Origin of the sequence: Burkholderia reimsis, from assembly GCF_003294055.1 — a bacterium.
Classification (GTDB): Bacteria; Pseudomonadota; Gammaproteobacteria; order Burkholderiales; family Burkholderiaceae; genus Burkholderia; species Burkholderia cepacia.
Genome location: NZ_QMFZ01000005.1, coordinates 149,236 through 166,780 on the forward strand (window position 1 = coordinate 149,236; position 17,545 = coordinate 166,780).

14 protein-coding genes are annotated in these 17,545 nt (G+C 67.6%); 5 read left to right on the forward strand and 9 right to left on the reverse strand.

All coding sequences use genetic code 11. The annotated features are described in order from the left end of the window. The first annotated feature begins 125 nt into the window (after positions 1-125). Both DPV79_RS08780 and DPV79_RS08785 read left to right on the forward strand, forming a co-directional pair. Complete coding sequence (locus tag DPV79_RS08780; RefSeq protein ID WP_059492330.1) at positions 126-1,121, forward strand: arabinose ABC transporter substrate-binding protein; 996 nt, start codon at positions 126-128, stop codon at positions 1,119-1,121. A gap of 19 nt (positions 1,122-1,140) precedes the next feature. After that, positions 1,141-1,905: an SDR family oxidoreductase gene (locus DPV79_RS08785; protein ID WP_060323096.1), complete on the forward strand. Its 765-nt coding sequence runs from the start codon at positions 1,141-1,143 to the stop codon at positions 1,903-1,905. A 79-nt stretch (positions 1,906-1,984) separates the two neighbouring features. Here the strand turns inward: DPV79_RS08785 and DPV79_RS08790 are convergent, their stop codons facing one another. The 4 genes from DPV79_RS08790 to DPV79_RS08805 all read right to left on the reverse strand — a co-directional run bounded on the left by DPV79_RS08790 (position 1,985) and on the right by DPV79_RS08805 (position 7,833). Further along, positions 1,985-3,700, reverse strand: coding sequence for a cation:proton antiporter domain-containing protein (locus DPV79_RS08790; protein WP_021164046.1), 1,716 nt, complete (start codon positions 3,698-3,700; stop codon positions 1,985-1,987). A gap of 208 nt (positions 3,701-3,908) precedes the next feature. Beyond that, positions 3,909-5,321 carry a c-type cytochrome gene (locus DPV79_RS08795; RefSeq protein WP_113045207.1) on the reverse strand — a complete coding sequence of 471 codons (1,413 nt, stop codon included), beginning with the start codon at positions 5,319-5,321 and terminating at the stop codon, positions 3,909-3,911. Further along, positions 5,318-7,096, reverse strand: a complete 1,779-nt coding sequence (locus DPV79_RS08800; protein ID WP_021163240.1) for a GMC family oxidoreductase — start codon at positions 7,094-7,096, stop codon at positions 5,318-5,320. Before DPV79_RS08800 ends, DPV79_RS08795 begins: the two co-directional genes overlap by 4 nt. Beyond that, a complete protein-coding gene (locus tag DPV79_RS08805) occupies positions 7,096-7,833 on the reverse strand; it encodes a gluconate 2-dehydrogenase subunit 3 family protein (protein WP_060085515.1) in 738 nt (245 codons plus the stop codon). The genes DPV79_RS08800 and DPV79_RS08805 overlap by 1 nt, the downstream gene beginning before the upstream one ends. A gap of 604 nt (positions 7,834-8,437) precedes the next feature. Between DPV79_RS08805 and DPV79_RS08815 the strand changes: the two genes are divergently transcribed. After that, positions 8,438-9,022 (forward strand): RNA 2'-phosphotransferase, encoded by a 585-nt coding sequence (locus DPV79_RS08815; RefSeq protein WP_113045208.1) that lies wholly within the window; start codon positions 8,438-8,440, stop codon positions 9,020-9,022. A gap of 9 nt (positions 9,023-9,031) precedes the next feature. Here DPV79_RS08815 and DPV79_RS08820 read toward each other — a convergent pair whose 3' ends face one another. After that, positions 9,032-9,448, reverse strand: a complete 417-nt coding sequence (locus tag DPV79_RS08820) for a DUF3995 domain-containing protein (protein ID WP_042977744.1) — start codon at positions 9,446-9,448, stop codon at positions 9,032-9,034. A gap of 301 nt (positions 9,449-9,749) precedes the next feature. Here DPV79_RS08820 and ald point away from each other — a divergent pair, with 301 nt between their 5' ends. Then, positions 9,750-10,865, forward strand: a complete 1,116-nt coding sequence (gene ald / locus DPV79_RS08825; RefSeq protein ID WP_113045209.1) for an alanine dehydrogenase — start codon at positions 9,750-9,752, stop codon at positions 10,863-10,865. A gap of 45 nt (positions 10,866-10,910) precedes the next feature. On the opposite strand, the gene polX is transcribed toward ald, so the two are convergent. From polX to DPV79_RS08845, 4 genes are all read right to left on the reverse strand, one after another. Next, the gene (gene polX, locus DPV79_RS08830) at positions 10,911-12,677 is read right to left on the reverse strand and encodes a DNA polymerase/3'-5' exonuclease PolX (RefSeq protein WP_113045210.1); all 1,767 of its coding nucleotides are present in this window, start codon (positions 12,675-12,677) and stop codon (positions 10,911-10,913) included. 148 nt (positions 12,678-12,825) lie between these two features. Then, on the reverse strand, positions 12,826-13,218 hold the full coding sequence (locus DPV79_RS08835) for a TraR/DksA family transcriptional regulator (RefSeq protein ID WP_034196043.1): 393 nt from the start codon (positions 13,216-13,218) through the stop codon (positions 12,826-12,828). A 379-nt stretch (positions 13,219-13,597) separates the two neighbouring features. Beyond that, positions 13,598-15,013: an undecaprenyl-phosphate glucose phosphotransferase gene (locus DPV79_RS08840; protein ID WP_425267354.1), complete on the reverse strand. Its 1,416-nt coding sequence runs from the start codon at positions 15,011-15,013 to the stop codon at positions 13,598-13,600. A 2-nt stretch (positions 15,014-15,015) separates the two neighbouring features. Beyond that, positions 15,016-15,798, reverse strand: a complete 783-nt coding sequence (locus DPV79_RS08845) for a Crp/Fnr family transcriptional regulator (RefSeq protein WP_113045211.1) — start codon at positions 15,796-15,798, stop codon at positions 15,016-15,018. Positions 15,799-16,722: 924 nt separating this feature from the next. On the opposite strand from DPV79_RS08845, the gene DPV79_RS08850 reads away from it, so the two are divergent. Then, positions 16,723-17,505 (forward strand): Crp/Fnr family transcriptional regulator, encoded by a 783-nt coding sequence (locus DPV79_RS08850; protein ID WP_208866712.1) that lies wholly within the window; start codon positions 16,723-16,725, stop codon positions 17,503-17,505. Positions 17,506-17,545: the final 40 nt, after the last annotated feature.

The following is a 17,545-nucleotide window of genomic DNA, read 5'->3' on the forward strand; positions in this document are numbered from 1 at the left end:
GGCACCGTCCCACTTTCTAGGAACGCCGCGCATCATTTGAGCGTTCCCGCTCGCTCCTCCTACAATTTTTTCGCGTGTCGGGCAGCCCTGCCCGTGCGCGCGACTACAAAAAAGGAGAGAGACGCATGCGATTCCACTGGAAGACGCTCGCACTGGCCATTACGAGCGCGGCGCTGGTCGGCGGGGTACCCGCCCATGCCGCCGACCCCGCCGACGTGAAAATCGGCTTCCTCGTCAAACAGCCGGACGATCCGTGGTTCCAGGACGAATGGCGCTTCGCCGACCAGGCGGCGAAGGAAAAGCACTTCACGCTGATCAAGATCGCGACGCCGAGCGGCGAAAAGGTATCGACCGCGCTCGACAGCCTCGCCGCGCAAAAGGCACAGGGCGTGATCATCTGCGCACCCGACGTGAAGCTCGGCCCCGGCATCGCGGCGAAGGCGAAGCGCGCGGGGATCAAGCTGATGTCGGTCGACGACCAGCTCGTCGACGGCCGCGGTGCACCGCTCCAGGGCGTGCCGCACATGGGCATCTCCGCGTACAAGATCGGCCAGCAGGTCGGCCAGGCGATCGCGGACGAGACGAAGCGGCGCGGCTGGAACCCGGCCGAGGTCGGCATCATCCGGATCGCGTACGACCAGTTGCCGACCGCACGCGAACGCACGACCGGCGCGGTCGATGCGCTCAAGGCCGCCGGCTTCCCGGCCGCGAACGTGATCGATGCGCCCGAAATGACGGCCGACACCGAAGGCGCGTTCAACGCGGCGAACATCGCGCTCACCAAGCATGCGAATTTCAAGCGCTGGGTCGCGTTCGGCTCGAACGACGACACGACGGTCGGCGCGGTGCGCGCCGCCGAGGGGCGCGGCATCGGCGCGGATGCGATGGTCGCGGTCGGCATCAACGGCAGCCAGATCGCGCTCAACGAATTCGCGAAGCCGAAGCCGACGGGCTTCTACGGCTCGATCCTGCTGAATCCGCGCCAGCACGGCTACCAGACGAGCATCGACATGTACGACTGGATCACGAAGAACCAGGCGCCGCCGCCGCTCGTGCTGACGTCCGGCACGCTGATCACGCGCGACAACGAAAAGCAGGCGCGCGCCGCGCTCGGCCTGTGAGCCGGCACAAGGAGCCGACATGACACGCACCACCCTCGTGACGGGCGCCGCCGGCGGCATCGGCCAGGCGCTGTGCCGTACCTTCCTCGCGGCCGGCGACCGCGTGCTCGCGCTCGATCGCGACCGCGCGGCGCTCGACCGCTTCATCGATACGCTCGGCGATGCGCACGTGACGCCGGTCGTCGACGACCTGACCGACGCCGAACGGCTGCAATCGACGCTGGAATCGCATCCGCAAGCCGACGTGCTCGTCGCCAACGCGGGCACGGCCGCGTCGACCACGCTGCGCGACACGACGCCCGCCACCTGGCGCACGGATCTCGACGCGAACCTGACGGCCACCTACATGAGCGTCGAAGCCGTGCTGCCCGGCATGCGCGCACGCGGGCGCGGCGCAATCGCGATCATCGGTTCGGTCAACGGCGTGCATGCGCTCGGGCATCCGGCGTACAGTGCGGCGAAGGCCGGGTTGATCAGCTACACGAAATCGCTCGCGATCGAATTCGGCCGCGACGGCGTGCGCGCGAACATCGTGCTGCCGGGCACCGTGAAGACGCCCGCATGGGAAGCGCGCGTGCGGCGCAATCCACAGGTGTTCGAGCAATTGAGGAAGTGGTATCCGCTCGACGATTTCGCGACGCCGGACGACGTCGCGCAGGCCGCGCTGTTCCTGTGCTCGCCGGCGGCGCGGATCATCACGGGCGTCGCGCTCCCCGTCGACGGCGGCCTGCTGGCCGGCAATCGCGTAATGGCGCAGGAGCTGACGCTCGAGACGTTCTACTGAAACCGAAGCCCGCGGCGCCGGCGGCGGCCGCGCGGGCCGCGGGCCCGCTGTCCGCTGCCCGGCCCACTGCCGCGCGCCGTCAATGCGCGGCCGCGACCGGCTTCGCCATCCTGCCGAGCACGTGCTCGGTCATCCCGCGCGCGAGTTCGGTCTCGCCCATGAACACGGTGCCGATGCCCTCGTTCGACAGCAGCGCGGCCTCGTCGCCGCTGTTCGTGCACAGCACGACCTCGAGCGCCGGGTTGAGCGTGCGCGAGATTTCGACGATCTGCCGTACGTCGAACACGTCGGGCAGCGTGACGACCAGCATCCCGGCGCGCGCGATATGCGCCTGCACCAGCACGATCGGCTCGATCGCATCGCCCGACACGGCGGCAACGCCTTCCGCGCGCAGTTTCTCGACGAGCTCGCGATTCTGCTCGACGACGACGTACGCGATGCCGCGCTCGTCGAGCGCATGCGCGATGCGCGTGCCGACCTTGCCGTAGCCGACGATCACGACCTGCCCGGTGAGATGTGTCTGCGGCGTCGACATCGGCAGCGCGGCGAGCGGATCGTCGCGCGCCTCGAGCTTGCGCGCGAACGCCGAATGCTTGCGGATCCACGCAAGCGCCGGATCGATCATCGCGAACAGCAGCGTGTTCATCGCGATCGAGATCAGCGCGACCGCGAGGATCAGGCTCTGCCCCTCGGCCGACAGCAGCCCGAGCGCACGGCCGAGCCCCGCGAGGATGAACGAGAACTCGCCGATCTGCGCGAGGCCCGCGCCGACCGTCAGCGCGGTATTCAGCGGATAGCGGAACGCAATCACGAGCGCGACCGCCGCGAGCGTCTTGCCGATCACCACGATCGCCGCGACCTCGATCACGTGCAGCGGCTCCGCGAGCAGGATCTTCGGGTCGAACAGCATCCCGACCGAAATGAAGAACAGCACCGAGAACGCATCGCGCAGCGGCAGCGTCTCGTCGGCCGCGCGCCGGCTGAACTCCGACTCGCGCATCATCATCCCGGCGAAGAACGCACCGAGGGCGAACGACACGTCGAACAGCTTCGCCGCGCCGAACGCGATGCCGACCGCGGCCGCGATCATGCACAGCGTGAACAGCTCGCGCGAGCCCGTGCGCGCGACGAGCCACAGAATGCGCGGGAACACGCGCTTGCCGACCACCAGCATCAATGCGATGAACGCCGCGACCTTCAGCATCGTGACGCCGAGCGTGCCCCACACGCTGCCGCCGGCCGCGTGCGCGTCGCCGGGCGGCGTGCCGCCGAGCAGCCCCGCGACGGGCGGCAGCAGCACGAGCACGAGCACCATCACGAGATCCTCGACGACGAGCCAGCCGACCGCGATGCGCCCGTTGACCGTCTCGACGAGCCCGCGCCCTTCCAGCGCACGCAGCAGCACGACGGTACTCGCCACCGACAGCGCGAGCCCGAACACGAGCGCCGCACCGACGCTCCAGCCCCAGGTGAGCGCGAGGCCGCCGCCGAGCAGCGTGGCCACCGTGATCTGGACGATGGCCCCCGGCAGCGCGATCTTGCGCACCGCGAGCAGATCGCCGAGCGAGAAATGCAGGCCGACGCCGAACATCAGCAGCATCACGCCGACTTCGGCGAGCTGCTGCGCGAGCGACAGGTCGCCGACGAAACCGGGCGTGCCGGGGCCGATCACGATCCCGGCGAGCAGATAGCCGACGAGCGGCGGCATTTTCAGCAGCGACGCGAAGTAACCGAAGACCATCGCGAGACCGAAACCGGCCGCGAGCAACGCAATCAGGCTGATGTCATGAGGCATCCCCCCTCCCAAGTTCTTGTAACGATTTAGTAAGGTTCAAGAACGAAAGGATAAGGGATGAGGCGGAAGAATGGCGCGCCGCCGCGAAAAATTCACGCGGCGGCGCGCCTTGGCGGGGTGCAACCCCGGCGAAACGAAAGGCGCCGCGCGGATCGCGCGGCGCCTTGAAGCACATCGGACAGGCGGGGCGGGCACCCCGCCGCCCCCGTCAGCGCGACGCTTGCGGGAACCGCGCGCCCGGCGGCGGTTCGGGCCGGGTCGACGGCACGCTCTTGCGCACCTTCGCGACCTGCGCGGCGGTCACCGGCGCCCCCGTGTTGCCCCAGCTCGTGCGCACGAAGTTGGACACATCAGCGACTTCCTGGTCCGACAGGCGCCAGCCGAACGGCGGCATCGTGAACGTCGACGGCGCGGTGCGCGTGCCCTGCAGCGCGCTGCCTTCCAACACGACGTGGATCAGCGAGGTCGGATCGTCGCCCTGCACGACCGGGTTGCCGGCGAGCGCCGGGAACACGCGCGTGTAGCCATGGCCGTCGCTGCGGTGGCAGGCCGTGCAGTTGTCGCGATAGACGGCCGCGCCCGGCTTGCTCGCATCGCCGGCCTGCAGGGCCTTGGCAGCCGCCACGTCGTACACGTGCGGCTGCTCGCCCTGCACGCGCGGCGGCAGCGTCTTCAGGTAGCGCGCGATTGCGTTCAGGTCGTCGTCGGTCATGTGCTGCATGCTGTGGCCGACCACGTCCGTCATCCCGCCAAATGCAGCCGTGCGCAGCGTGCGGCCCGTCTTCAGGAACTGCACGATCTCGGTTTCGTTCCACGTGCCGAGGCCCGTGCGCGGCTCGCCGCGCAGGCTCGTCGGCACCCAGCCGTCGATCGCCGCACCGCCCGCCAGGAAGTCCGGGCCGTCCGCGTCGGTCAGCCCGCGCTCCTGCATCGTCGGCGCGCGCGGCGTATGGCACGCACCGCAGTGGCCGAGACCCTGCACGAGATACGCGCCGCGCGCGACCACCGGATCGGTGTACGGCGCCGCGTCGAACGGCTTCGGCGTCGGGGCGAACATCTTGCGCCAGATCGTAAGCGGCCAGCGCATCGACAGCGGCCACACGATGTCGACCGCACGGTTCTCGTGCTCGACGGGCGCGACGCCGTGCATGAAGTACGCGTACAGCGCCTTCATGTCGTCGTCGGTCAGGCGCGCGTACGACGGGAACGGCATGGCCGGATACATCGTGTCGCCGTTCTTGCGCACGCCTTCGCGCACCGCGCGCGTGAAGTCCTCGTAAGTCCAGCCGCCGAGGCCCGTCTTCGGGTCCGGCGTGATGTTCGTCGAATAGATGCCGCCGATCGGCGTGTCGAATTTCAGCCCGCCCGCGAACGGCTTGCCGCCGCTCGCGGTATGGCACGCGATACAGTCGCCCGCGCGCGCGAGGTATTCGCCGCGCTTGATCAGGTTCGCGTCGGCGGATCGGGCCGCGGGTGCAGCCGCCGGGCCGGAAGCCGCCGCAGGCGCAGCCGGCTGCGCAAACGCCGTCGAGCCTGCGAAGCCGAGCGCGGCCCAGGCCGCGCCGGCCGCCAGCGCGCGCGACATGCGGCGCGCGACGTTGTGGTTCATCGTCCTCTTCATACGGTCACCAGCGGAGCGGGATTTTTCAGGTATTGCTCGCGGATCGCACGTGCCGACCAGTAGGCCAGCGCCGCGATGATCCCGGTCGGGTTGTAGCCGATGCCCTGCGGCAGCGCCGATGCGCCCATCACGAACACGTTGTGCACGTCCCAGCACTGCAGGTAGCGGTTCAGCACGCTCGTCTTCGGGTCGGTGCCCATGATCGCGCCGCCGACGAGGTGGGTCGTCTGGTATGCGCGCGAATCGAAGTGCTTGCCGAACTCGCGCGTCGACACGCCGATCGCCTTCGGCCCCATCGCCTCCGCGATCTTCTTCATCTGCCCGGTCACGTACTGCGCCATCTTGATGTCGTTGTCCTTCCAGTCGAAGGTCATCCGCAGCAGCGGCTGGCCGTACGAATCGCGATAGGTCGGATCGAGGTCGAGGTACACGTCGCGGTACGACATGTTGGTGCCGTGCGCGTCCATCGAGATCGTGTGCGCGTAGTTGTCCTTGACCGCCTTCTTCCACGCCGAGCCCCACTGCGGCGTACCGGGCGGCGTCGCGATGCCGCTGATCGGCTTCACGCCGGCCTGGTTCACCCACAGCGGCGAGCCGCCGACGAAGCCGAGCGGGCCGTGGTCGAAGTTGTCCGCGTTGAAATCGTCCACCGCGACGCCGTTGCCGCCCGCGCCGATGAACGGATTCGTGTAGGTGTCCTTGTCGAAGAACGCCTTGATCGTCGACAGGTTCTGGTACGCGAAATTGCGACCCACCACGCCTTCGCCCGAGATCGGGTCGTACGGCTTGCCGATGCCCGACAGCAGCAGCAGGTGCACGTTGTGGTACTGGAACGCGGCCACGATCACGAGATCGGCCGGCTGGTGCACTTCACGCCCGGCCGGGTCGACATAGGTCACGCCCGTCGCGCGCTTCTTCGTGTCGTCGAGGTCGACGCGCAGCACGTGGCACTTCGAGCGCAGCTCGAAGTTCGGCGCCTGCTTCAGCGCGGGCAGGATGTTCAGGTTCGGCGACGCCTTCGAGTACATGTAGCACGCGTAACCGCTGCAGTAGCCGCAGAAGTTGCACGGGCCCATCTGTACGCCGTAAGGGTTCGTGTACGGGCCCGACGTGTTCGCCGACGGCAGCCGGTACGGATGCAGGCCGAGCGACTTCGCGGCATCGGAGAAGCGCTGCGCCGAATACGTGTTGAGCTGCGCGGGCAGCGGGAAGTTGTCGCTGCGGTTCGCTTCGAACACGTTGCCGTCGCCGACCACCTTGCCGCCGACCTTGTACGCCTGCCCCGACGTGCCGAACACCTTCTCCGCGAAATCGAAATGCGGCTCGAGCTCGTCGTAGGTCACGCCCGTGTCCTGGATCGTCATCCCTTCGGGGATGAACTTCTTGCCGTAGCGCTCTTCATAGTGGCTGCGCAGGCGCAGCTCTTCCGGCGTGATCCGGAAATGCACGCCCGACCAGTGCAGCCCCGCGCCGCCCACGCCTTCACCCGGCAGGAACGCGGCGAGCTGCCGGTACGGCAGCGCGGTGTCCTGCAGCCCGTGGCGGATCGACACCGTCGTCTTCGACAGGTCGAGGAACAGCTTCTTGCGGATGTTGTAGGTCAGCTCGTCGATCGTGTTCGGATACGCGCCGTCCGGATAGGTGTCGCGATACTCGCCGCGCTCGAGCGCGACCACGTTCAAGCCCGCTTCGGTCAGTTCCTTCGCGAGAATCGCGCCGGTCCAGCCGAAGCCGACGATCACCGCATCGACATGCGGTTTTTTCTCTGCGGCCATCAGCTGCGCTCCCCGTTGATCGAGACGGGGCCGTACGGATAGGGCTTGCCGCTCTGGTTGACGAAATCCATGAAGTCCGCGCGTGCGCCGGGAAAACCGATCATCTTCCACGCGGCCATGTCGTGATTGCCGCCATGCACCGGATCGCAGAAATAGCCTTCGCGCGTGTTCTGCAGCAACTGGCCGAAGAACACGCCGGGCGGCACGTCGTCGATCTGCGCGCCGCCCTTCTCCAGCGCGCCGAGCACGGTGTCGCGCGTCGGCGCGTCGAGATCCGCGAACGCCTTGCCGTGAGTCTTCTCGCAATAGCGGTTGACCGCCGCGATACCGAGCCGGTAGATGTCGCGCGGCACCAGCTTCAGCTGGTAGCCAAGCTCGGGCACGCCCTGCTGGAACGGCCCCTGCATGTACCAGGTCGCGCCGTGCGCATACGGCGTCTCCATCTGGCGGTCGATGAATTCGGGCACGCCCGATTCGAGCGCGCCGGGGCCTTCGGCGTCGGCCGGAATCAGCCGGTCGACGGCGGCCTGGACGAACGCCCATTCCTTCGCATCGAAGAAGGTCGGCTTGTACGGGGCGCGTTCGGCGCTGGCCGATGCGCCGGGCGCGTTGCCGGTCGTCGCGGAAGGCGACGACGAGCGCAGGTCGCAGCCGGCGACCGACGCGATCGGCACGAGCGCGACCGACGTGCGCAGGAAACGGCGGCGCGAGTTGGGTTTGTCAGGTGACGTGGACATGGTCGGATGTTGATCGTTGGGGATCTCGGGGCCCGGACGCGCGCACTCCGCATGCGGCATGTCCGGCATGGCAGCCTCGCCGCAATCGGCTGGCCGTCCTGTTCTTTCGTCTGTTGCGAACAACCTCGATGCAGGCGCCGCCCGTGCAATGCGCGGCAGCGCCTTCATGCGGCCGCGCGTCGCGCCGGTTCAGGCTGCGCTGCACGGATCGGCTTCTTTGTGAGCCTTATCGTCTGACAAATACCGGCATCTGCCCGCATCTGCCCCTCATTGCTCATGACCCTCATTCAACTTAGACGTCGCGTTTGCCGACAGCAAGCGCAACGTGCACGACCCTCTTTCGGGCCCGGCGACAAGTGCCGCGAATTATATATGGAACCGGTTCCATTCAAAGGTACGCCAATGCAATTCAATGCATCGAAAATCGCAACAATTGAAAAATCCGGAAGCCGGAACGCGAAAGGATTCGCGCGATTACCTGCCGACGCGGGCGTCAGGCAAAGGATTGTCGTGTGTCGGGTTTCGCGGAAGGCTGTGGCTTTCCAGCCACGCGGCGCACCCGTGGGTGCCGGTTTGCATCGCGCTCTGGTAGCCTCCGCGTCTCATGAGACCACATAAGAATGAACTGCCGGCGGCCGACGCGACCCGCATCAGCCGAACCCTCAGCTATCTGCTGCGCCACGCGCCGCAAACGATCGGGCTGCGGCTCGACCCGGAAGGCTGGGCCAACATCGACGAACTGATCGCCGGCATCGCCCGCCTGGGGCATCCCATCGATCGCGCGACGCTCGAAACCGTCTGCGCGACCAACGACAAGCAGCGCTTCGCCCTCTCCGACGACGGCCGACGCATCCGCGCGGTACAAGGCCATTCGACGCCCGTCGTGCAGCGCAACTATCCGGCCGCGCAACCGCCCGAGCGTCTTTATCACGGCACCGCGACGCGCTTCCTGGATTCGATTCGGGCGCAAGGGCTGATACCCGGTGCCCGTCATCACGTGCATCTGTCGCCGGACATCCGGACCGCGCTGGCCGTCGGCACGCGCTACGGCGTGCCCGTGATTCTCGAGGTCGATGCGCAGCGCATGCATCGGCAAGGCCACACGTTCTTCGTCGCCGAAAACGGCGTATGGCTGACGGATACCGTGCCGGCGGAATACCTTACGGAGCGGGACGCGCCTGCACGCTGAGATGCGCGTTCAACGCGGCCAGAACATCGACGCGATGGACAGCGCCAGCGCCGCGCACAGCGGCGAGTAATACAGCGTGTCCATCCGTGCGAAACGCGACCCGCGAATCCGCTTGAAGAAGCCGACGTAACGGAAATCGCCGACGGCCCGCACCGCGAAGATCAATGCGAGCGCAACGACCGCGAACGAGATCGCGCCGGGATACGGGTTCGGCCCCAGCCAGCCGGCACGCGCGGCAACCACGCACGCGCCGCCCAGCAATGCCGCCGCGACGGCGAGCGTGCCGATGGCGGTCGGCCGCAGCAGCGGCTCGCCGTCCTGCTCCGGAATGGCCGCACGCTTGCCGCGCCGCCCGCCCAACGCCCAGTACACGTGAATGAGCGCGATCGCGCAAAGCGTCGGCACGCTGAAATACGCCCCGGTCATGTCGGTCAATGCCCTCGTCTCGTTGTGTCGTTATCTCGACGTGCTGCCGGCGAAGCGCCGGCACGCGGCCCCGGGCCGCGACACACGTGACGATACCGAAACCCGGCAGCACCTGCATTGCGACCTCCGGTCGCAACCCGCCACGACCGATGTTGCAACGCAGTGCGCGCGGGCCGGCCGCTTGACTTCCCTCCGCGCACCACTACCCTGTTATTCCAGTACCGCGGTCGATACGCATCCGCGCGATCGGCCGCACGGCGCACCTGCACGACAACGATAACGAAGGCCATGGAGGCGACTCATGCTGATCGGCGTGCCGAAGGAGATCAAGAACCACGAATACCGTGTCGGCCTCACGCCGGCCGGCGCGCGCGAACTCACTCGGCACGGCCACCAAGTGCTGGTGCAGCGCGGCGCGGGCACCGCGATCGGCCTGCTCGACAACGACTACACGGCCGCGGGCGCATCGCTCTGCGACGGTGCCGACGAAGTCTTCGCGCGCGCCGACATGATCATCAAGGTCAAGGAGCCGCAGCCGGCGGAATGCGCGATGCTGCGGCGCGGGCAGATCCTCTACACGTACCTGCATCTCGCGCCCGATCCCGGACAGGCCGCGGCACTCGTGAAGTCCGGCGCCGTCTGCATCGCCTACGAAACCGTGACGGGCCCGGGCGGCGGCCTGCCGCTGCTCGCGCCGATGAGCGAGGTGGCCGGGCGCATGTCGATCCAGGTCGCGGCGACCCACCTCGAAAGCCCGCGCGGCGGGCGCGGCCTGCTGATGGCCGGTGTGCCCGGCGTGCCGGCCGCGCACGTCGTCGTGCTCGGCGCGGGCGTGGTGGGCACCGGCGCACTGCAGATGGCGGTCGGCCTCGGCGCGCGCGTCACCGTGCTCGACACCAACGTGAACCGGCTGCGCCAGCTCGACCTCGTGTTCGCCAACCGGATCGCGACCGTCTGCTCGAACGCGCACACGATCGACGAAGCCGTGCGCGATGCCGACGTCGTGATCGGCGCCGTGCTCGTGCCGGGCGCATCGGCGCCGCGGCTCGTCACGCGCGACATGATCGCGACGATGCGCACGGGGGCGGTCGTCGTCGACGTCGCGATCGACCAGGGCGGATGCTTCGAGACTTCGCACGCGACGACGCACGCGGCCCCGACCTTCGTCGTCGACAGCGTCGTGCACTACTGCGTCGCGAACATGCCCGGCGCGGTCGCGCGCACGTCGACCTTCGCGCTGAACAACGCGACGCTCGGGCACGCGCTCGCACTCGCCGACAAGGGCTGGAAGCAGGCGATGACCGACGATCCGCATCTGCGCGCGGGCCTGAACGTGTGCGACGGGCACATTACGTACGAAGCGGTCGCGTTGGCGCTCGGCCTGCCCTACGTGCCGGCGGCCGGCGTGCTGGCATGACGTGACCGCCTTCACGCGCGGCGGGCGACGCGCCCGCCGGTGCGTTCATGTGCCCTTCGAACCGCGGCGCCTGGACGCGCCGTCCGCTCCCATCGTGCGTGCAAGCAGCGGCCTCAATTGCGCGAGCGTGCGCGTGTTCAGCACGTCGGGCCGCGTCAGCCAGCCGCGTCGCGCCTGATCGACGCCGTATGCGAGATTGTCGAGTTCGTCCGTGCTGCACGCATCCGAGCCGATCGCCACCGGCACGCCGGCCTTCGCGGCCTCGCGGCACCAGATGTCCGGCAGGTCGAACCGCCGCGGCTGCGCATCGAGTTCGACGAAACAGCCGCGCGCCGCGGCGTGCGCGATCACGCGTGCCACGTCGAGTTCGCATGCGGCGCGCTCGCCGAGCATGCGGCCCGTCGGGTGCGCGAGAATCGTGAAATGCGGCTGGTCCATCGCGCGCAGCACGCGCGCGGTCTGCGCGTCGCGCGACAACTCGAAGCCGTCACGTACCGCACCGACCACGAGATCGAGCCGGCCGAGCAACGTGTCGGGCACGTCGAGGCTGCCGTCCTCGAGAATGCCGGCCTCCACTCCCTTGAGCAGCACGAAATCGTCGAACGACGCGTTCAGGCGGTCGATCTCGTCGAGTTGCCGGGCAAGCCAGTCGAAGCCGTTGCGGCCGCCGCCGGCATCCGGTGCCCGGTCGGTGATGGCCAGGTACGCGAATCCGCGCGCGCGCGCCGCATCGGCCATCGCGCGCAAGCTGTCGCGGCCGGCCGATGCGTCGGTATGCGCATGCAGGTCGCCATGCACCTGCTTGCGCTCGACCAGCGCCGGCAGCGTGCCCGCGCGCGCCGCGTCGATCTCGCCACGATCCTCGCGCAATTCCGGCGGGACTTCGTGCAGCCCGATCGCCGCGTAAACCGACGCCTCGGTCGCGCCGGCGATCCGTTCGTCGCCGCGAAACACGCCATATTCGTTGATCTTCAGCCCGCCGGCCTGCGCGATCCTGCGCAACGCGATGTTGTGCGCCTTCGATCCGGTGAAGTAGACGAGCGCCGCGCCGAACGCATCGGCATCGACGACGCGCAGGTCGACCTGCAATCCGTTCGCGAGCACGACGCTCGACTTCGTCTTGCCGTGCGCCAGCACGCGCGCCACCTCGCCGTAGCCGACGAACGCGTCGGCGACGGCCTCCGGATCGCGTGCGGTGACGAGGATGTCGAGATCGCCGACCGTCTCGCGGCGGCGGCGGAAGCTGCCGGCCGGCACGGCCTTGCCGACACCCGCAATCGCGCGCAGGCGTTCGAGCAGCGGCAGCAGCGAGTGCGCCGCATCCGGCAGCAGGAAGCGTTGGGGTTCGCGTTGCAGCCGGTCGTCGATCGCTTCGAGCAGATGGGCTTCGGTTTTCGCGCCGAAGCCGGGCAGTTCACGCACGTGCCCGCTCTTCGCCTCGGCGCGAAGCTGTTCGAGCGAATCGACGTGCAGCGCTTCATGCAGCGCCTTCACGCGTTTCGCGCCGAGCCCCGGCACGTCGAGCAGCTCGACGATCGCGCCCGGCAGCGCGTGACGCAGCGTTTGCTGCAATTCGCAGGTGCCGGTCGCGGCGATCTCGCGCAGCTTCGACGCGAGATCGGGCCCGATCGACGGAATCTTCCCGAGATCGTCGCCGTTCGCGATCATCGTCGCGATATCGCGCCCGTAGTCGGCGATCGTGCGCGCGGCGTTGCGATACGCGCGCACCCGGAACGGATTGGCGCCCTGGATCTCGAGCATGTCGGCGATCTCGGCGAACACGGCCGCACACCCGGCATTGTGGATCGGCATGATCGGCGTGGCTCCCTTCCACGTGGATGGTGCCGCGCGCGTGCGCGACGCCGTCTGCCCGCGCGGTGCCGCATGCCGACGCCGCCGGGCGCACGTTCATCATCGTACGCCGGCCGTGCGTCGCGTGCTGCGACGTTGCGGCCCGACGTCAGAGGGTCGCGCGCGGCGTCGTGGCGTAGTGCCGCTCGTAGATCGACTGGCAATGCGTGCAGCGTTCGGCGGCCGGGCGCGCCAGCAGGCGCTCGTAGCCGACCGAACCGTCGCAATCGATGCATTCGCCGTAGCTGCCGTCGCGCATCCGCTGCTGCGCGCGGCCGACGGCGCGCAGTTCGGTCAGTTTCATGCCGATCAATGCGTGATCGACGTCGACGAACAGGTCCGCATTCGCCTCGTCGCCCTCGTCCGGCGCCGCGCCGGCGAGATCTGCATAGGATTCCGACGCGCGCTGGTCTTCGCTCGTGCGGATCTCCGCACGTAACGTCTGCTCGCTCTCGTTCAGCCGCTGCTTCAGCGTCTGCCGTTGTTGTGCGTCGAGCGCCATGGCGTCTCTCCTGTTCCGGGTTCCGCGCGGAAAACGGTCGCGCGCAGTGTCGCGCCGGTGTGCGGCGGGCAAGGTTCGACCGGCGCCGCCGCGCCACGGATACGCGCCCGGACGCATCAGGCGCCGGACGCATGCGATGCAGGATAAACCCATTGAGCGGGTGTGTGTTGACCGGAATCAGTGTGCCCCGCGATGCATGTGAACGCTCGCGCAAACTGGGGACGGACGCGAAAACACGATGCAAGATTCACGCCGAAACGCCCGTCAGCGCAGCCGCAGCGCAGCAATTCGCCGCATGATCGCGTCTGTCCTTCGGTTCGACATCGATCCACCGACGAATTTGCCGGCGTGATTTAACTCACCGGACGATTCGTCATCCTCAAAAGGCGTTCCGGCCGATAAAACCTCGCACGACCGTCAGCAGGATGATCTTCATGTCGAACCAGAAGCTCCAGTTCTGCATGTAGAACAGGTCGAACTTGACGCGCGCCTCCATCGCCTCGACCTTGCGCGTCTCGCCGCGATAGCCGTTCACCTGTGCCCATCCGGTGATGCCGGGCCGCACGCGGTAGCGGTACATGTAGCAGTCGATCAGTTGCCGGTAAAGGTCGTCGTGTTCGATCGCATGCGGACGCGGGCCGACGACCGACATCTGCCCGAACAGCACGTTGAAGAACTGCGGCAGCTCGTCGAGCGACGTGCGCCGCAGGAACGCGCCGAGGCGCGTGATGCGCGCATCGTTGCGCGACGCCTGCCGCACGACGCCCGGTTGTGCGCGATGCACGCGCATCGTCCGGAACTTCAGGATGTCGAACTCCCGGCCGTCGACGCCCTTGCGGCGTTGCCTGAACAGCACGGGCCCCGGCGACGACAGCTTGACCGCGATCGCCAGCATCGACAGCAGCGGCAGCAGCGGAATCAGCACACCGAATGCGAACAGCCGGTCGAACGCGAACTTCGCCCACAGCTCCGGCGCCGAGCGCGGCGTAGTCGCCAGATTGATCGCCGGCATGCCGAGCACGTCGGTCGCAGAGCGATCGACCATCGCCATCTGCCGCACGTCGGGCAGCAGCCGCAATTCCACGAACTCGTCGCGCAACTCGCGGACGATGCGCTGGATCCGCCACTCGTGCGACATCGGCAGCGTGAGCCATACCTCGTCGATCTCGCCACCGCGAATCAGGTCGCGCAGTGCGTTCCAGTCGTCGATCACCGGCACGCCGCCGATGCCGCCGGCGGCAGCCGGTGCGTCGTCATCGAATACGCACGCCGCCACGAAAGGGCCCTGCGGCGCGAGCTGCATCCGCTCGACCGCGACACGCCCGTACGCCGTCGCACCGACCACCGCGACGCGGCGCTGCCGCGCGCGCGGGTCGTCGCGCGTCAGTGCCAGCGCCAGCAGCGCGGCACGACCGAGCAGCAGCGCCGCGTCGCCGGCCAGCACCGTGCGCGCGATCCAGCGTGTCGTGATCGTGCCGCCTCGGTTCATGATCCACATCGCGGCCGCCACCGTCAGCACGCTCGCGCAGACGAGCGCCACGATCGTCTGCGTCAGCGCATGCGTGCCGCCTTGCGGCGCCACGCTGCCACGCGCGGTGCGCAGGTAGCGCGGCAGCAACGCCACGGTCAGCACGCACAGCAGCGCGATCGCGCCGCGCTGCGCGTCGGACAGCGCGCGCCACGCGAGGCCCGAGGCCGCCTGCGCCGCGAGCGCGCCGGCCAGCACGAGCACGGCGTCGGCCGCTGCGATCGCGGCACGCCGCATCGCATTCGTTCCACCGAACCTCGGGTGCATCGTCACGCACCATGTGCGGGGAACCCGCGACGCTCGTCCGGCATGCGGGGCCGAACGGGTGTCGGCCTTGCCGTCCCACGTGTGCCGAGCAGCCTGCGATAGTCGGCGCGAATCAGGTCGTAGCATTCACACGCGTGATGTTCGAGGCCGTCGCGGTCGAGCACCGTGATGCGGCCGCGGCGCTGCCGGATCAGCCCGGATTCCTGCAGGTTGCCGGCCGCTTCCGTCACGCCTTCGCGCCGCACGCCGAGCATGTTCGCGATCGTCTGCTGCGTGACCGCCAGTTCGTCGCCGTCGATGCGGTCGTGCGCGAGCAGCAGCCAGCGGCTGAGCTGCTCGCTGACCGAGTGATGCCGGTTGCACAGCGCGCTGCGCGAGATCTGCGCCATCGCTGCCTGGCAGTAGCTGAGCAGCAGCCGGTAGGTCGCCGGCGACCGCTCGAATTCGGCGCGCATCACGCAGCTCGGCACACGATAGGCCATCCCGCCGATGCGGACCTCGACCCGGTGCGACGCCGCGGCGCCACCGACCAGCGTCGCCAGACCGACCACTCCCTCGCGGCCGACCTGCGCCACCTCGACCATCGCACCGTCTTCCATCAGGTGCTGCACCGACATCATCGACGTCGTCGGGAAATGCACGTGGCGCATCGGTTCGCCGACCCGCTCGAGCATCCCGGCCTTGATCCTGACCAGTTCGAGATGCGGTGCGATGTTGCGGATGCTGTCCTCCGGGAGGGCATCGAGGATGGCATTCGCCGAGTAGCTCGAGTGAAGATGAAGCATGTCTGTATCCCTTTTATCGTCCGCGCCGCCTGCAGCCGCGGGCACGGAACTCGTTATCGCGATGCGCGCCCGGACGCCGGCAGTGGTTGCGGCCCACAACCCTGATTCCGACCGACCGTCGGCTTTGTTGCCGCCGGATCGAATCGGCCGTCCCGTTTCGACACGCCAGCCCGAATAAGCGATTTACGTGCCAAACCATGCCCATCCTTAATATATGAATCACGCCCGATTTAGATCGCCCGAATTACCGGCCCAAAACCAAAAAAAGCGTCTCATTTCCGGACACTCTTCCGGGCGCCGGACACCGCGAGCGATTTGACTGATCATTTCCCCTGCATCGAACCGAGACAGACACGGCGCGGCTCCCAGGCTTGTCGCTCATATACTTACAGTCGATTTTCAATTGTTTCCGTGATGTGCCCGGCAGCACTTCGCCGCGGCACCATGCCTCGCACGGCTGTTTGAAACTGTCTCAAATTTGAATCGACACACTAATTTCCGGCTCTGTCATCTGACGCACACTTCTCTCGTATCACATTGATTTTTATGGATATTTTCGTGCCAACCCTTTAATTGTCAAAGAATGTTCAATGTCCGACCGGGACTTTCTTCGCACGCAGCACGGCAGCGTTCGATTGATTCCCGTTCGACATCGAATGAATGCCGAACGTCCCATTCGATTTCCGGATGATTAATTCCGCTAAAACGAATCACTAAATCCGGATAACATTCCCGCCCGCCAAAAATCGTCAAACTTTGTGAAATTACGCAATGTGCAATTGATCGAATTCAATGGCGTGTTAGCCTTTTCGCGAGTATCGTCACTCCATTTCTGACGAACACAAGTCCGCACGATCGTGCGAATTCCCCATTTTCGGGGTATCGCCGAGACGACGCGCGACCGCCACCCTACGAGGATGCGCCGTGACTCACCAGGCCCCTGACACCGTCGCGTACGCGAACGGGATGATCGAGCTGTCCCACAGCTTCGATGCGAACCGGTTTCTCGCGGCCGTCGACCGCGACGAGCTCGCGACATTCGTCCCCCACCTTCAACTCGTCCACCTGAAATCGGGGCAAGTGCTCTGCGAGCCCGGCGAAATGCTCGCCGCGGTCTACCTGCCCGTCACGACCGCGATTTCGCTGCAGTACGTGTCGTCCGGCGGCATGACGCTGGAAGTCGCGGAGATCGGCAGCGAGAGCGTGGCGTGCGACGACGTGATCGGCGGCAGCGGCCGGATGCCCTGCCGGGCAGTGGCCTGCCGCGACGGGTTCGTCTACCGGCTCGACCGGCGCGTGTTCGCCGCCGCGTTCGACGCGTCGCCGGTCATTCGCCATCTCGTGTTCGTCTGCGTGCGGCTGCTGATGGCGCAGGTCTCGCAGATCACGTTCTGCAGCCGTCATCACGTGCTCAAACATCAGTTATGCAGATGGTTCCTGCTCGCGTACGACCGGACCCGCAGCATCGAGATCCAGGTGACGCACAGCATGCTGGCGCAGATGCTCGGCGTGCGGCGCGAAACGGTCACCGATGCCGCCGGCGAGATCCAGAAGCTGGGCCTGATCCGGCAATACCGGAGTTCGATCGAGCTCGCCGACCTCGACGGTCTCGAGAAGATGTCGTGCGGCTGCCGCGCGATCGTGCGTGACGAGATGAAGCGCATCCTGTCGGCCGACTCGGGTGTGCCGGCCGCTGCGCGCGCCTGACCCGCCTGCCCCACCTGCCCGCGCGGCGCTTCGGCGCTGC

What these genes read in the sequence shown, in the direction of transcription:
- DPV79_RS08780 (WP_059492330.1), top strand. Translation starts at nt 126, where the DNA reads ATGCGATTCCACTGGAAGACGCTCGCACTGGCCATTACGAGCGCGGCG.
- DPV79_RS08785 (WP_060323096.1), top strand. Translation starts at nt 1,141, where the DNA reads ATGACACGCACCACCCTCGTGACGGGCGCCGCCGGCGGCATCGGCCAG.
- DPV79_RS08790 (WP_021164046.1), bottom strand. Translation starts at nt 3,700, where the DNA reads ATGCCTCATGACATCAGCCTGATTGCGTTGCTCGCGGCCGGTTTCGGT.
- DPV79_RS08795 (WP_113045207.1), bottom strand. Translation starts at nt 5,321, where the DNA reads ATGAAGAGGACGATGAACCACAACGTCGCGCGCCGCATGTCGCGCGCG.
- DPV79_RS08800 (WP_021163240.1), bottom strand. Translation starts at nt 7,096, where the DNA reads ATGGCCGCAGAGAAAAAACCGCATGTCGATGCGGTGATCGTCGGCTTC.
- DPV79_RS08805 (WP_060085515.1), bottom strand. Translation starts at nt 7,833, where the DNA reads ATGTCCACGTCACCTGACAAACCCAACTCGCGCCGCCGTTTCCTGCGC.
- DPV79_RS08815 (WP_113045208.1), top strand. Translation starts at nt 8,438, where the DNA reads ATGAGACCACATAAGAATGAACTGCCGGCGGCCGACGCGACCCGCATC.
- DPV79_RS08820 (WP_042977744.1), bottom strand. Translation starts at nt 9,448, where the DNA reads ATGACCGGGGCGTATTTCAGCGTGCCGACGCTTTGCGCGATCGCGCTC.
- ald (WP_113045209.1), top strand. Translation starts at nt 9,750, where the DNA reads ATGCTGATCGGCGTGCCGAAGGAGATCAAGAACCACGAATACCGTGTC.
- polX (WP_113045210.1), bottom strand. Translation starts at nt 12,677, where the DNA reads ATGCCGATCCACAATGCCGGGTGTGCGGCCGTGTTCGCCGAGATCGCC.
- DPV79_RS08835 (WP_034196043.1), bottom strand. Translation starts at nt 13,218, where the DNA reads ATGGCGCTCGACGCACAACAACGGCAGACGCTGAAGCAGCGGCTGAAC.
- DPV79_RS08840 (WP_425267354.1), bottom strand. Translation starts at nt 15,013, where the DNA reads ATGCACCCGAGGTTCGGTGGAACGAATGCGATGCGGCGTGCCGCGATC.
- DPV79_RS08845 (WP_113045211.1), bottom strand. Translation starts at nt 15,798, where the DNA reads ATGCTTCATCTTCACTCGAGCTACTCGGCGAATGCCATCCTCGATGCC.